The organism is Legionella sp. JM-2024 (assembly GCF_055389095.1).
Genome location: NZ_AP039388.1, coordinates 3,242,167 through 3,257,222, shown reverse-complemented (window position 1 = coordinate 3,257,222; position 15,056 = coordinate 3,242,167). Strand labels below are relative to the sequence as shown.

Sequence of the window (15,056 nt, the reverse complement as noted above, 5' to 3'; positions counted from 1 at the left end):
ATTAGTGATGATAATTCAATCAATATAGGTTATATTAAGGCATTTTATTGGTTGTTGCTATCATGCCAAAGAATCTTATTTTTCAAAAATCCTTTCTAATTTCAGGAATTATGTGTTTCGATGGTTGTGGAAACACCATTCAAGGATTTCTTAAGACTTGTATTAGTGAATGTATAGAAAAAAAAGTTCTTCCTTCTGATGCCAAGCTTATCGTAGACGCCGAACCTGGCGGTTTAGGTATTCATGAGTTAACCATTTCAATTGAAAGTGAAATGGATGATTTTATTCCCATCAAAGATTTTCATTCTATTCTTTCTGCCAAGATTAAAGAGGATATTATTTTCGAGGTTATTGATGAGCAAGAAGAAAATGAGAATAAACCAGACCAAAAAAAGAATTGGATTAATATACTAATCAATTTGCTTTCTATGGGACTAGTACTAACTTTATCCCTTATATTTCCACCATCCATATTCTTAACTATTGGCTTGGCCTCTCTTACCTTCTTATCAACCTTGTTCACTTCTAGAGAATACCTATTTACGTTTTTTCAAAATTTTCGTACCAAGAACTTTGCAAATATGGCAACCACGATTAGCCTGGGATGGTTTTTATCTATGGCACACACTCTTTTTCATGCCATCAGCATGCCGTTGGCAAGCAATTTTTCCATGATTTTTATGAATTTTATAATGCCTACGATGTTAATTACTTGCATTAATGGTATGGATGAGATTAAGCGTATTATTATTGAAAAAGCCAAAAAAATTCAATTAAAAGGAATTAAGACATTATTTCCCCAAATGTCAGAAACTTATCGTTGCTATAAACTCCCTCAATCTGAATTAGAACTCTTGTCTAATGCGATTGAGTTCGCACTCAAATCATCTGGTTCATCAGAAACTTGTTCGCCCTTGAGCCAGGAAGAAGAGGAACGCTTTCATCGTTTGTTAGATCTTCAAGAAGTATCTGAAGAAAAAAGAAAACTTTTAAGAGAAGGACTTGTTATTGATGTAAACGCTGGAGAATGCTTTCCAGTTGATTGTATCTTAATTAAAGGAAATACGGTCATTGATGCCTCTCTTCTAACTGGTGAACCGCATCAATCAAAAGGATTATGGCAATCTATTCCTGCGGGGGCTATTAACCTCGGGCAAAAGGTTTCTGTCTATGCTGTCAAAAATTCCTATAACAGTACGGTGAATACATTGCTCTTTCGCTCAAATAGGGCTAAAGAATCCTCTGTTGGTAAAGAAGCAGTTCCCACATTCGCTTATTTTTATACAGCACTTATCATTGTTGGTCTTTTGGGAGCAGTTTTTACACCCATTGGGTTGGGTATCGCTACTATTCCTTTATTGATGCAAAACATCATTGGTATTTTGTTTTCCGTATGCCCTTGCACTATTGCCATTGCGCATCAATTACCACAACTGATTAGCCTCCATCATCGCAGCAGTAAAGGCATTCAATTACGAGATGATAGCTTAATTAGGCCTCAATCTGATGAGATTCATACGGTGGTTTTTGATAAAACAGGAACATTAACGACAGGGAATTCTATTGTTGAGTCCTCGGATATTCCCATTACTTCATCGCTATGGCAGAGAGTTTATCTATTAGAAAAAATTTATGGCAGAGAACATCCTCTTGCTAAAGCAATTCAAAAATACTACGAAAGCAGTATCAACCATGAATTGCTTTTTGATGAAGTAAACGAATTTATGAGAGACCCTAAAAGCCGAGGATTCTCTGCTCGAGTGCAAGGAAGAAAAATTCACATCGGAAATTTCGATTATTTTAAGGATAATGGCATTGCACTTCCTAAGCCTGAAAAGTCAAAAATTGAGCAAGGATTTTCAGCAGTCTGCGTAGCGGAAGATGGTGTCTATAAAGGGATTATCTATGTGAAGCATGAAGTAAGAAAAGGTGCTCTGGAAGCACTCACTCGGTTAAAAAAAGAAGGGAAAAAAATTATCATGCTAACGGGAGATAATTTTTTATCAGCCCAGGGCTTTAATAAGCAAATGAGCTCTATTTTTGAGGAAGAGGATATTCATGCGGGTCAAACACCGAAAGATAAAGAGGCGTTCTTATCAAAAATTTTGCATACAGGAGAAATCAACCCTAAAGGCGTGTGGTTTGTAGGAGATGGTTTAAATGACGCGCCATGCTGTCGGATGGTTTCCGAAAAAGGTGGGGTTAGTTGTGCTATGAATTCGAATGATAAATCAGCATTTTTTACTGATATTACTTTAAATGGCTCATTAGATTATCTATTCAAACACAATAAGCTAAATTATTCGCTACAGCAAAATATCACCCAGAATAAAAGTATACTTATTTATAGCACGGTTGCTTTTCTTGCTTTTATCATCAGTTTTTCTATAGCAGGCATAGCTGTTTCCCCATTAATTCCAATGGCTATTATGCTATCAACAACACTTTTTGTGCTGTTTAACTCTTACCGAACGCAACTTAATATCGATACAACCTTAGACAAAGAATGTGCATGGTATAAAAAACTATTAAGTTCCAATTTCTCTATTGGATTACTATTGGCAGCAAGCACTCTACTCATTGGTGCTACTCTAGTAGCCACTATTGCCACTGGAGGATTAACCTTGCCAGTTATCGCATTTACAGCAGGTGTGTCTGTGGCATTTAGCAGCGTATGTACACTATCTGCAATCGCTTTGTTAGGTATATTCGCTGGTATTCTATCGGCTTCTTTATTATCAGAACACTCTTTACAGAAACCAAGTGAGATCCCATCGAGGAGAATTTCACGTACCGATGAACTTTCTAAGCCAGCGCTAACTGATGCAGCCGTCTTGGGAAATACTAATGATTTTTTCCTTTGTAGAGCACGTAAGACAAAAGACCTTACTCTAACGGACATTCCGGTGGAAAGCGATGAGAGTTATTCCCCCATTCTTTAGTTATAAAATTCAGTGGTAGAACCAAAATATAAGCGCACTAACTCTAAGATGGTAAGTGCGCAATAAATAATTATAATAATGCCTATATTAAATTTTTCGTCCTGATAGAGGTTCTAGCTGTAATCGTTTTTTCATAAGTCCAGTATTATTTCATTGAGGATATTTCGTACGGTTTCTTTAGTTGTTTGGGCTCATACCATACCAGTTATTTTTTGCATCATGATTTAGAGAGCTAGTCGACATTTTATGATATTGTGGATTAAAAAGATTTTTGGGGGTCCATTATACCTTGAATTATTTATTATCCAGAAAAAAAACCATTTTAACAATTTTGATAGCACTTTATTGCATTTATGACTTGATTATCTCTCTGTATACAGCGTGGGATTTTACTACAGATGATGCTTATATTAGCTGGTATTATGCAAGACAGTTAGCAAATGGAAATGGCTTATTATGGCATACGACCCTAACGCCGGTAGAGGGATTTTCCAATTTTTTATGGGTTATGATTGCTGCATTAGTCATTAAGTTGCAGTTACCTCTCGTTGCAACTATGAAAGCGATTTCCTGTTGTAGTCTGGGGTTGTCATTATTGTTCTTATATCGTTTGGCTAGACTTTTTTTTAGTTCCTTGTTGTCTATTATCCCGGTTTTTTTGTTTAGCCATTATATTGGAGTTACTTGGTGGACTGTGAGTGGGATGGAAACTCTGTTTTATTGTGCCTTATCTTTGGCGCTAATATGGCAGTGTGCCTTAGCATTTGGTTATAAAACTGAAAATAAAAAGCAATTCATTAATCAAATTCCTCTTTATTCAACCAAGTATTGGATAATAACCAATCTTCTTCTTTTATTACTGAGCTTGACTCGATTTGAGGGATTAGTATGGATGATCCCTTTGATTTTTTTTATTGGATGTCAATATTTCAAATACAAACAGAACCTCATTTTCAAAGACTTAAAACGATTGTATTTATGGATTCTAATTGCCCTTATGTGTTTCGTATTGCCTTATCTTGTGTATTTTGCTTGGCGATTATTCTATTTTGGACATTGGATTCCGAACAGTTATCGCTGCAAAGCGTTAACCTATGGGCAAATTTTTGTGGTAGATTTTGATTATTTGATCGTTATTCTTCCTTTTCTTGTTTTATCCATACCTTATTTATTATCTGCCAATAAAGATTGCCGTCATGTTTTACTTTGGCTGCCCTCTGTTGTGTATGGTTTATTACTTTGGAAAGCAAATCCAGTGATTGCTTATTGCCTGCGATTATTTTTAGCTCCCTTTGCTCTTTTTTCTATATTGCCTGTTCTGGGAGTTAATCACTTGATAAAGTATATTGCTCACTTTAAGTGGGATCGAGACTATTTGGTAGCAGGGATAATGATATTTATGACCTGGTTTTTTATTCCAGGAAATGATTTAAACAATTTATCTAAAAGGGTTATGGAATACAAAGAGCGGACTCAAAACCGGATGTATATCGCTGATTTATTAAATTATCGGGCTAAACAGGACGCTAAGGTTCTTTTAAATGACTGTGGAATTATTCCATTTTTTTCTCGGAGAGACATTCGATTTATTGATGCGCAATGTTTGAATAATGCCGATTTAACTAAAAGTCCATTTAATAAAGATATGAGTCTTTATGCCAATTACCTGGATTCTGAATTGAAACCCGATTGGGTGATTATTAATTATTATCCCGAGGAATCACGTGGTGATTATTTGACAGATCTGCTAGAAGAAAAGGGTTTCTTTAAAAATTACCAATTAGTCACGGTTTTAAAGTCTGGTTATTATTTGAATGAAAAAGCCCCTGAAGAAGAAAAAATGATTGATTTCGTTTATCGAATTTTTAAACGTAGTCATTGATTTCTTACCAAACTACTACTGCTGTAGAGTTTGGTAAGAAGTCTGATGAAGTATTGAAATAGGCTCCAGGAATTAGCCCCGGGAGCCCAAGTGATAAAATTATTGCTCAGAAGGAGTACCTTGACTTGAAAAATCTGCGCTAGGTTGAGCGGCTTTTAGATTTTGCAATAACATGACACTGTTGGTCATTAAAATACGCTCTTGCAGCTGTCGATCCAGGTACATTTGATAATTAATTTCGGCAAGTAATATCGCAATTTCTTTTTGGACTGTCGCAGGAGACGCATTATTAATTTGTAGAAGCCATTGCGAATTTGGTTTGCCTGGATCATTAGAGGCATTGGGATCAAATAATCGTCGTGTAGCCATATTAAATTCATTCAATGCTTGGCTTGGTAAATCGGCGCTTTGTCCTCCTGAGGCCGATTCCAGTTTTTGGGGTAGTCTTTTTGATAAAATATAATAAAGATTACTCACTCCTACGGAGGTTTGAGCGGCGTAGACACGTAAGTTATTAAAATAACCGCTCAAAGTCGCTACGGCTTGTTTTTGCTGAACTTCATTATAACCTGAATCACCGGGTTTAGACTTTGCCTGATTATATAAGTTGGCGTAAGCAGTAAGCTTGGGAAGTGATGGGGGGGTAACCTGAGCACTGGCGTACCTAATAAAGTTAAGCGCTTGTTGAGCCTGACTTTTTGCCGTCAACCCTGATTTTTGATCGCTGGACACAGGAGAGGTATCTATTAGTAATGGAGCGATTAAAGAATTGCTGTTCAGTTGGCTAATCAGTGGTTTATTGTATTGATAGGTATAAAATGCTTCCTCGGATTGGCCGCCGGGGGGTATGGTACCTACTACTTGCTGCATTACCAGGTTTTGATACTTGTAATTACAATTGGGTAACCAGGATTGTTCATCATTAGCCATGCAAAAAGTATAATCAGGTGTTCCCAGAATATTGAATACTGCTTGACTGACTGGATCATCCAGATAAGATCCAGACGGTGTGGGTTGTAGGGCAGCAAAAACTCCAGTACCTCCCGTTGCTTGAACAGCGGATGTTGATTGATCAATTATGCCATTTGCGGATACTGTTCCATCTTGACCAGACGAAGGAGTACTGTATTTTTGAGTTTTAAAAGTGTTGTTAGCTAAATTATTGATCAATGAATTGCCCTGCACATTACTGGTTACAAAATTCATTAACCCTTGGGACATGGCATCCACAGGGATTGAGCCTAAAAAGGTATTAAAGGCGTAGTTTTGAATAAGCTGAGAAGCGTTAGAATTGAATAATTGTGAATAAGGCGGGTTAGGTGCTTTATCAGATTTAGTGATGTCGTATCCTAAATACTTTCCCAGATTGGTCAGGTAAGTGACCAGGTTGGAGGTATTCGTGCTGGTCTGTTGTCCAGTGAGATCAGGACCCTGAGCTGAAACAGATAGAGCGGTAAAACAAAACAGATTGGCCAGAGCCAGTTTAGGTAATACATTCATTATTCATCCCCTTCGAGTGCTCGTAAAACGAGTTTTAGGCGGTATTGACAAAAAACCCGCGATAATAATCTTAGTCTTTCAAATACAATATTCCGCTTTAGAAAAAAACCTGCTGGATCGTTACTGCTCAAACTTGTTTCTTCGGCATGGATTAACACACGAGAAGCGCTACCTGGATGAACTGTGTCTATAGCCTGTAGCAAGCGTAAGCCTCTGCCTGATTTAATATTACCAACGATACGAATAAATTTGTCTTCCTCTGCTAATAAGCCTAAATCAATTTTTTCAATATCATCAAGTTCTTGTCCTAACTGTTTCATGGCTTCTTCCAGCTCTGGATTTCCATCAAGAGTCCAGTTTTCTACACTTTCCATAAAAGTAATGACCCTGTAAATCATGGGATCAAGGTATTCAAACCAGTACTTTGCGGAGGCTTCATAGCTTAAATCAGGCATTATTTACTCTTTTTTTACTGAGTTTCGGTGATAGACGAAACAACTACATAATACTATAGTATATTATGATATATAAAAGTCCATTATTTAAAATTATGAAAAAGTAAAAAATATGAAAAAGAAGCCGGGATCAAGAATAGTAAGAGTGTTTACAAGGATTATTAATGTTCGTAAATGGTTCGATTGGGAACGAATGAAGGCATTTACTATGTATTTAGTAAATGGCATCAAACGTTTATTTGTGCCGCAAAATCCAACCCATGTTGAATCCTTTGATGAAGCAGCCAAGAAATTAAAATTAAATGAAACTGATTTGTTACTAAAACAGAATGCTTTATTTAGGCTTAGTATCATTATGCTCATCGCTGCTTTTATAATATTTGGCTATATGGGTTATCAACTGTTTTACGGCACATTCAAAGCAACAATAATAAGTTTAGTGGTAGTCCTGATCGCTTTGGTACTGGCCTTTCGTTACCATTTTTGGTACTACCAGATTAAACATCGCAAATTGGGATGTACTATTAAAGAATGGTACAGGCAAGGCTTATTGGGTGAGAAAGAATGAATAAATTAGCTATTACAATTCTCTTTTGTTTGTTTCCAGCTCTTGCTCTGGCTGATAATGGAGCCTTAAGCTTCGCTCCGCCACCAAGTGATTTATCTGTGATTTTCTTAGGAAATCTGTTCGGCGTGGTGGATGGGGTACTACATGGTACCGGAAGCCAAATAATGGGTAATATGTTTGGGGTTTTTAACTCTGCTGTTTTGGCCTTGGGTGGAATCATTATTATGTACACCCTCTTGGTTTCAACCATGAATACTGCTCATGAAGGGCAAATGCTTGGACAAAAATGGTCTTCTATCTGGATTCCTATTCGCTCCACATTTGGTTTGGCTTTGTTGATACCCAAAGCATCTGGCTATTGTATGATGCAGATTTTTGTGATGTGGGTGATTGTGCAAGGCATCGGGGCTGCTGATAAAGTTTGGGAGGCCGCCCTGAGTTATTTGAATCGCGGAGGTGTTATAATACAAGCCCAGGCAAATCCAACAGAACAGTATCAGAAAAATGATCAGTCTGAAGTGGCAACTGGGGCTATGACAATCCTCTCTGGCCAGGTTTGTATGTTAGGTTTGCAAAAACAGCTACAAGCTAAAAGGCAGAGCTATTTGGATGCCAAACAAAATAATAGCCCTCCTTGTGGCGGGAACCCTACACCTGAAATGGATACGTTTTGCAAATCTTCAATTCCTGATTTCTTAAGCACAGTGAATATTGTTAAAGCACAAAATGATGCTACGTCGGATAAAACGAAACCGCCCCCTGCGTATTATGATGTTTCAATGCCAAATTTTGAGAAATCATCCCCATTTTATTTTTTAAATGGCATTTGTGGAACTATCCATTGGAACAATATTAATGCGTTAAACAGCAATCAACAAGGCGGTAACATAAACCAGGGAAAAGTTGGTAAAATTAGTCTTTCTTCTTCAGAGTTAGATACTGCTCGATTGTCTCGCGCGATCGCTATTCAGCAAATGTATGTTACTTTGTCTTCTGTTGCTCAAATAATGGTTAATAATGATCCAGCCTTTTCCACGACAACAAGTACTGGAACTACCAACAACAATTTTTCTAAAATTGCAAAACAGCAATTTGGTGTTCCTTATACAAAAGGGGGGCAACCTTGCACCATATATAATCAGGTTTGTGAAACTTGGGGTGCTTCAGCGAGTGATACGGGAACCAGTTCGGCAGGAGTATTGTTTAGTGGATCAGAATTTTTAGGGGCCGTTAATGACTATAATGGCATCATGATGCCCACTCTAAATCTTTTAAACCAAGCCTTAATTGAAAAAAATGACGGTTCCTCACGAGCGTTTATTGCAGAAGCTAATGCCAAAGGTTGGATTATGGCAGGTTCCTATTTTTTTGATTTGGTTAAATTAAATGGCAATGCCGTAACGTCTGCAAATCAATTTGATTCTAATACTGGCTTGAATAAAAGTACATTTGATGAAACCAATCTAACCCAACCATTTGGAAAGGCCTGCCAAGGGAATCGTAAATTATTATGCACCTGGTTTCAAAATGACAGCTCTGGTCTTTCTCAAGTCCAGTCGTTAATTACTGGTGTGCCTGCTTTAGGTCAAGATGGAGTTCAAAAACCGGATTTAAATCCTAATGCTGATCGCAAATCAGATAATCAACAACTTTCTTCAACAGTGTATGGATTTATTAACAACTCTGTGATGATACAATTACCTGGTCAACCAGGAATACAACCGTTGACCTTTGCCAACCTCATTAATTTTAAAGTGGATACTTCTCTGTATTATATGAAGCATCAGGATTTCGATTGCGGCAGGGTTAAAATTATGTTTTTCTCTTTCTGTCTTGGTCGGATGATGGGAGATTTATTTTATAATTACATCTTTAGATACATATATAACTTCTTCCTGGCCATATTTGGAGAAATGATCAATTCCATAGTAATGGCATTTTTGATGATCCCTCTGCAAGGTATGAAAGATATTTTTGTAGTAGGTGTTAAAACCCTTTCAGAGCCTGGAGTTAACCCAATCGTAGCATTAGCTAATATGGGGACTATGTACATTAACTTTTCTGGTACCTTGTGGCTAACGCTATTGAACATGGCAGTAGTCAGTTCAATCATACCACTCTTTGGTATATTTATCTTTGCTTTAATTATGATGGCAATGCCGTTGTTGATGGCATGGATAGGAACCATGGTATCTATAGGATTTATTACAGCGTATTATATACCGGTTTTGCCCTATATGATTTTTACTTTTGGATCAATTGCCTGGTTGATTGCAGTCATCGAAGCTATGGTTGCCGCACCTATTGTTGCTTTAGGTGTTACTCATCCAGAAGGTCATGAAGCCTTTGGTAAAGGTGAGCATGCCATTATGATTTTGATCAATGTCTTTTTAAGACCCTCTCTGATGATAATAGGTTATATTACAGCAATTGCCTTGTCTTATGTTGGAGTTTGGGTGCTGAATGCCGGATTTGATCATGCCATAAGCTTTATCCAAAGCGATCAGGGTAAGGATACTTCAGGAACCGATTTTGGTGGATTTAAAACAGATACATCTCAGTGGGATAACTTTAAAGATAAATTGACGGGTGAGTATCAGACTCAGTCACTGCAGAGTGGGGCAGGGTACCATGGTTGGGCTGGGGTATACGCCTTCTTCTTCTCGATATTAATTTACACCACAATGTATTTGGTTATAGTTCAAAAAGCATTTACTTTGATTGCTGTTTTGCCAGATAAGGTGTTGAGATGGATTGGCGGTAACCCAGAGGGTGCAGGTCAAGAAGCTGCTCAATGGGGTGAGGAAGCCAAGGGTAAAGTAGCAGAGGCTGGCAAGGAAACTTATGGAGCAGAGAAAGCTATGGGTGACAAGCTGGGCGCTAAAGGACAACAAATGCTTGGTAAACTGGGACCTCAAGCTAAAAAAGTGACAGAAAATCAAGGTCAAGTTGAAGGGAAAGGTAAAAGCAGTGGTCAGAGCCAGACTGGTCCCAATTCTACTCAGTCACAACCACAAAGTACTGATTCTCCACTTGGCAGTAGTGGTGGTAGTACACCTCTTCCAGAATAGGATTCTAAACAGTAAAACAAGAAGGGCTCAAATGAGCCCTTCTTGTTGTTAGAAATTAATTGTAATGATGATAATGATTTTCTGTGTTGTCTGGAACACTAAAATGGGTGATAACCTAGGTCGTGTTGACAATTCAATCTAAAATGTCGACGTATCGTGGTTTATCTACGGCATCCATGGATGCCCGCGCACAAAGCGTGTGACGTAAGTTTTAGATCAAATTGTCAACAGGATCCAGGGATTTACAAAAAATAAGGATGAATGTGTTAGTAACTGAAGAAATAAAATACGAAGATGGCGATACAACTTGCAAGGGGTTTCTGGCTTATGATAACAGTTCCTTAAAGCCACTACCCTGTGTTATGGTTGCTCATGATTGGGGAGGTCGTGGAGAGGGGGCTTGTGATAAAGCGATACGAATTGCCGATATGGGCTATACGGGATTTGCTATTGATATGTATGGGAATGCGCGGATAGGGCGCGATAAAGTTGAAAAGAGGGCTTTAATGACTCCTTTCATGCAAAATAGAGAAAAATTAATAACTCGTATTAATGCTGCTTTCACTGCGGTGACACAACTGCCTCAGATTGATAGCGGAAAAATTGCAGCAATGGGATATTGTTTTGGTGGATTGTGTGTGTTGGACTTAATGCGTTCAGGGGCTGCTCTTAAAGGGGTAATCAGTTTTCATGGGGTTCTATCAGCCTTGGAGGGGGAAAATAACAAGCCATTAAATGCCAGGGTCTTGATATTACACGGTTATAAGGACCCATTAGTACCAATGGAACAGGTGAATCAATTTGCTGTTGAAATGTCAGAAAGAAAAGTGGATTGGCAAATACATGTTTATGGTCAGGCCGCTCATTCATTTACTGATCCTAATGCCAATGACGATGAAATGGGTTTGCATTACAATGAGTTGGCTGATCGTCGCTCTTGGAAAAGTACGCAGTTGTTTTTAAAAGAATTATTTGATTAATTTGTTGTTAGTAGAATAGACCTCTTGCATAACCTGTCTCTTTGGTTTTATTGCTGCGTTGCAAACGGTTCTGTGGTGCTCATTTACTATAATGTAAACTCCGTTCCTCAAAACGTTTGCGCCTTGTCCTAAAACAAAATAATCAGGTTATGCAAGAGGTCTAATTTTATAAACTTAATAATTTGATGGCATTGGTTAGGAATAGTTCTTCCTCGCGCTTTTCAGATAAATCCAATTCATGGAATATTTTCTTTGAGAAATTAAACCAATCCGGGATATCCATTTGGTTGGGTTGTCCAAGGTCAGAACTATAGACCACTCGCGGGAGATGCGTTAGTACTTGAGAGAAATCTTGTTTATCCTGGTGCCCAAGGATGAAGGTTAATGCGGTTTGTTCCACCCATAGCCATTCATTTTTAACCAGTTCACTGAGTTCGGAAAATTTTAAACCAGTTAAAGGATTTGCTGGCTGGTTTAATAATAATGAGGGAACATTGTATTGGTTACAAGCATCGATCAGTCTATAGACCTCCTCACGTGATGCATGACCTGAAGATAAAACGATAGGGTAGTCTTTAGTCATTTTTAAAATATCTATAGCTTCCTTACGTAGCTCTTGTTTTGAACTAAACAGGGTTTCACCCTTTTGGGTATATTTTTCCAAATCATTATGGGTTAACTGTCTTGATAGTTTTGATTGAATTTTACGTCCCGTGATGGTGGGAAAATGAACAATCATTTTACTTGCAATCTGCGGTTGATATTCACTTAAGGCATGGATAACTACCCTGTAATTTATTCCTCCACCAATATGATTTAGCACGAGAGAGGGTAAAACGGGGAGCCCCATCTCTTGTAAAAGCGTTGCCTGAATACTGGTACTGCCAGTGTGGCATTTTAATACGACTGCGCCATTTAAAGATTGATATAATGTTCCTGCTTCCATTGCATTCCAGCGACGAGTATAAAGATCGGGGTTTGCGTGATAGTGAATGTCTATGAATTTAAATTTTCCAAGTGAAAACACTATTTTCCCCTGTTTTTATTAAGACCTAACCAAGGTTGGTCGTAATGATAATCCTTCCGTGCTTGTTCCAGTGTAGAACCCGATTTAATTGCTGATTTAATACGTTCTTCAGTTAATCTTATTGATTGAATCTTACTTATTATTTCTGGAAGAAAAGAGCTAGGAAATACTAAAATACCATTATCATCACCAAAGAGAATATCCCCAGGATTTATAGTGATCCCATTAATGAATAAGGGACATCGTTCATTTGTTTTGTAAACCCGGTTTTTACCTGAACGCATATATACCCCCGTACAAAAAACAGGGTAGTTCGTTGCGCGAATTGCTTCTATGTCTCTGACTGCTCCATGTACTACAGTGCCTGCGATATTATTTCTTAGTGCAGTTTGCGTTAATATATCCCCCCAGACGGTACAGTCATTCTGACCATTGTTATCAATCACTATGACCGAATGTTCAGGTACCATATCAATATAATTTGCTGCATTATGGAAGGTTGCTTCTTTTTCCCTTCTGGGTAAATATTGGACAGTATAAGCTGGCCCAACAATTTTCATTCCTTGTGATAACGGTTTAATATTTAATAATCCACCTTCGACTCCACAAGCGTCCAGGGCATCAGAAATTTCTGCAGAATTATAATTCTTTAATTGCTGAAATAATTTTATCATAGTGTTACAGTCCATTAATTCTTCTTTAGTGAAAGGATTACGATTATTGGCCAATTGAGAAGAAGCATTTCGTGTGCAATGTTCAATAACTGCTTGAGCCATATCGGTGGTAGATGCCTGTCCTCCTATATCATAAGTAATAAAACGTCTCTCTTTAATGACCTGAATGACGGCATTACCAATTTTTTTTGCCTCGTCATGGTAACCAAAATGTTTGAGTAGCATGCTAATAGTAAAAAACATAGCGGATGGGTTGGCACAATCTTTTTGTATCCTTGGGCCACTTCCATGTACTGGTTCAAAATAGCTCCCTTTAACCCCAATATTGGCGCTGGGCGCAAAACCTAAACCACCCATGACTCCTGCACCAACATCCGACAAAATATCACCAAACATATTTTCAGCAACGATTACGCCAAATTTTTCTGGACTTCTTATCAACCATAATGCTACGGCATCAACGTTTAATATGTCAGCCTGGATTTCCGGATATTTTTTTGAGATGTCTTCAAACACTTTTCTTGCGAACTCTCCACTTTCTCTAAGAACATTGGGCTTATCAGCAAAAGTGACTCGATTCATGCCAGTTTGAACGGCATGGCTAAAGGCAAAATCGAATAAACGTGTTAAACCTGATTTTGATTGCAATCTTAATGCACAGCTTGCTTCATTGGCTGGAATAGTTTGCCAGTGCTGGCTGTCTGCTAATAAATCTTGTATTGCTCTTGGCAAAGGGAAATAATCAAAACCAGAATATAATCCTTCGGAATTTTCTCTAATAATACAAAAATTAAAAGGTTTCGTTTTTTCATCTAGAGCAAAACATGGCCTAATATTGGCAAAAAGGTCTAAACATTGCCTTAATTGAATAACGGGAGACACATAATATGGATTATTCTTTCTAAGAGCCTTGCTCAGTTCCTTTTTTGCTTCACGTTGCGGTTTGCTTGTAATCGCTCCTAATAACACAGTGTCAGAAGAAGCTATTAGTTGCCATGTTCTGGGAGGTATTGCTGTTCCTTCCTTTTTCCAAAATTCCCAACCAATGTCACCGTAACTCAAGATTGCAGGAATATTAAGGGCTTCAAAGATTGGAATTGTGGCATGGGTAACATCAATACCAATACCATCACCGGGGAGCACAGCAATTTTGATGGGTTCAACTGGGTTCATTGTTTAGACTCTCTAATAGGACTTCTTTGCAAAAAGTGAGATTGCTTTCCAGAACTCTCATACTCGCATTGGGAACTGTAATCAATTGACCACATGATGGTTTTATCACATTGTTAGCGTTCACCAATTGAGATTTTTCACCGATTAAATGAAGATGATACGTATAGCAATTGTTTAAAATGGCTTTGGAATCGGTCTCCAAAACTTTGGTTAAGCCAAAAATAAGTCTCTTGATGGCTAGTTCCCTATTTAAGCATTCTTGTGAAAAAGGTGGTATGGGATTAGGAGAATAAACGGCTTGATAGAGAGAAAATAGACCATCCTCCAATTTATTTTCAGAACAAAGAGTAATTACTTTTTCAAGTTTTTCTCTTAAGGAAAGATCTGCAAAAGTTGGTGTTGAAAAAAGAATGATTGGTTTGTTTTGCTTGCTCAATAGGGAAAAGCATTGTTGAAGGATCACGCCTCCAAACGAAAAACCAATAAATACATCATAAATTCCTACGCGTTGTTTTAACTGATTTTGCCAAATTTGATAATATTTTTTATTAGAACACTCTTGCATATCCGCAAGTGGGTCAATGTAATCAATAGAATAATAGGGGTTAAGAAAAGATAAATTTTTGCCAAGATGATTTAAATCAGATGCTTGAGGTGAAACTGGTCCGATAACCAATAATTTTTTTTTGGGGCATTTTACTCTCATTTCATATCATCCCAAGAGTTATTCACATTTCGTTAGCTTGAGCTTTACTCTCCCTTGTTTTTAAGCACCAGGTGCTGA

Annotated in this window: 10 protein-coding genes; 5 read left to right on the top strand and 5 right to left on the bottom strand. The window is 37.8% G+C overall.

Features of this window, described 5'->3' with window-relative positions; all coding sequences use genetic code 11:
* Positions 1-62 precede the first annotated feature (62 nt).
* Both ACZ5EK_RS14205 and ACZ5EK_RS14200 read left to right on the top strand, forming a co-directional pair.
* Positions 63-2,942, top strand: a complete 2,880-nt coding sequence (locus ACZ5EK_RS14205) for an HAD-IC family P-type ATPase (protein WP_464430358.1) — start codon at positions 63-65, stop codon at positions 2,940-2,942.
* A 289-nt stretch (positions 2,943-3,231) separates the two neighbouring features.
* Entirely contained in the window at positions 3,232-4,824 is a 1,593-nt protein-coding gene (locus ACZ5EK_RS14200) for a protein LphB (RefSeq protein ID WP_464430357.1), read from the top strand.
* A gap of 99 nt (positions 4,825-4,923) precedes the next feature.
* Here the strand turns inward: ACZ5EK_RS14200 and icmX are convergent, their stop codons facing one another.
* Positions 4,924-6,324, bottom strand: coding sequence for a type IVB secretion system protein IcmX (gene icmX, locus ACZ5EK_RS14195; protein ID WP_464430355.1), 1,401 nt, complete (start codon positions 6,322-6,324; stop codon positions 4,924-4,926).
* On the bottom strand, positions 6,324-6,779 hold the full coding sequence (gene icmW, locus ACZ5EK_RS14190; RefSeq protein ID WP_464425390.1) for a type IVB secretion system protein IcmW: 456 nt from the start codon (positions 6,777-6,779) through the stop codon (positions 6,324-6,326). Before icmW ends, icmX begins: the two co-directional genes overlap by 1 nt.
* Before the next feature lie 112 nt (positions 6,780-6,891).
* Here icmW and icmV point away from each other — a divergent pair, with 112 nt between their 5' ends.
* The 3 genes from icmV to ACZ5EK_RS14175 all read left to right on the top strand — a co-directional run bounded on the left by icmV (position 6,892) and on the right by ACZ5EK_RS14175 (position 11,398).
* Positions 6,892-7,347, top strand: a complete 456-nt coding sequence (gene icmV / locus ACZ5EK_RS14185) for a type IVB secretion system protein IcmV (protein ID WP_464425389.1) — start codon at positions 6,892-6,894, stop codon at positions 7,345-7,347.
* Positions 7,344-10,418, top strand: a complete 3,075-nt coding sequence (gene dotA / locus ACZ5EK_RS14180; protein ID WP_464430354.1) for a type IVB secretion system protein DotA — start codon at positions 7,344-7,346, stop codon at positions 10,416-10,418. Before icmV ends, dotA begins: the two co-directional genes overlap by 4 nt.
* Before the next feature lie 263 nt (positions 10,419-10,681).
* A complete protein-coding gene (locus ACZ5EK_RS14175; protein ID WP_464430352.1) occupies positions 10,682-11,398 on the top strand; it encodes a dienelactone hydrolase family protein in 717 nt (238 codons plus the stop codon).
* Positions 11,399-11,564: 166 nt separating this feature from the next.
* Here ACZ5EK_RS14175 and ACZ5EK_RS14170 read toward each other — a convergent pair whose 3' ends face one another.
* The 3 genes from ACZ5EK_RS14170 to ACZ5EK_RS14160 are packed head-to-tail and all read right to left on the bottom strand — an operon-like array spanning position 11,565 to position 14,978.
* Entirely contained in the window at positions 11,565-12,425 is an 861-nt protein-coding gene (locus ACZ5EK_RS14170; RefSeq protein WP_464430351.1) for a DUF6282 family protein, read from the bottom strand.
* Positions 12,425-14,272 carry an isocitrate/isopropylmalate family dehydrogenase gene (locus ACZ5EK_RS14165; RefSeq protein WP_464430350.1) on the bottom strand — a complete coding sequence of 616 codons (1,848 nt, stop codon included), beginning with the start codon at positions 14,270-14,272 and terminating at the stop codon, positions 12,425-12,427. The genes ACZ5EK_RS14170 and ACZ5EK_RS14165 overlap by 1 nt, the downstream gene beginning before the upstream one ends.
* Positions 14,259-14,978 carry a hypothetical protein gene (locus tag ACZ5EK_RS14160; RefSeq protein WP_464430348.1) on the bottom strand — a complete coding sequence of 240 codons (720 nt, stop codon included), beginning with the start codon at positions 14,976-14,978 and terminating at the stop codon, positions 14,259-14,261. The genes ACZ5EK_RS14165 and ACZ5EK_RS14160 overlap by 14 nt, the downstream gene beginning before the upstream one ends.
* Between the last annotated feature and the right edge of the window lie 78 nt (positions 14,979-15,056).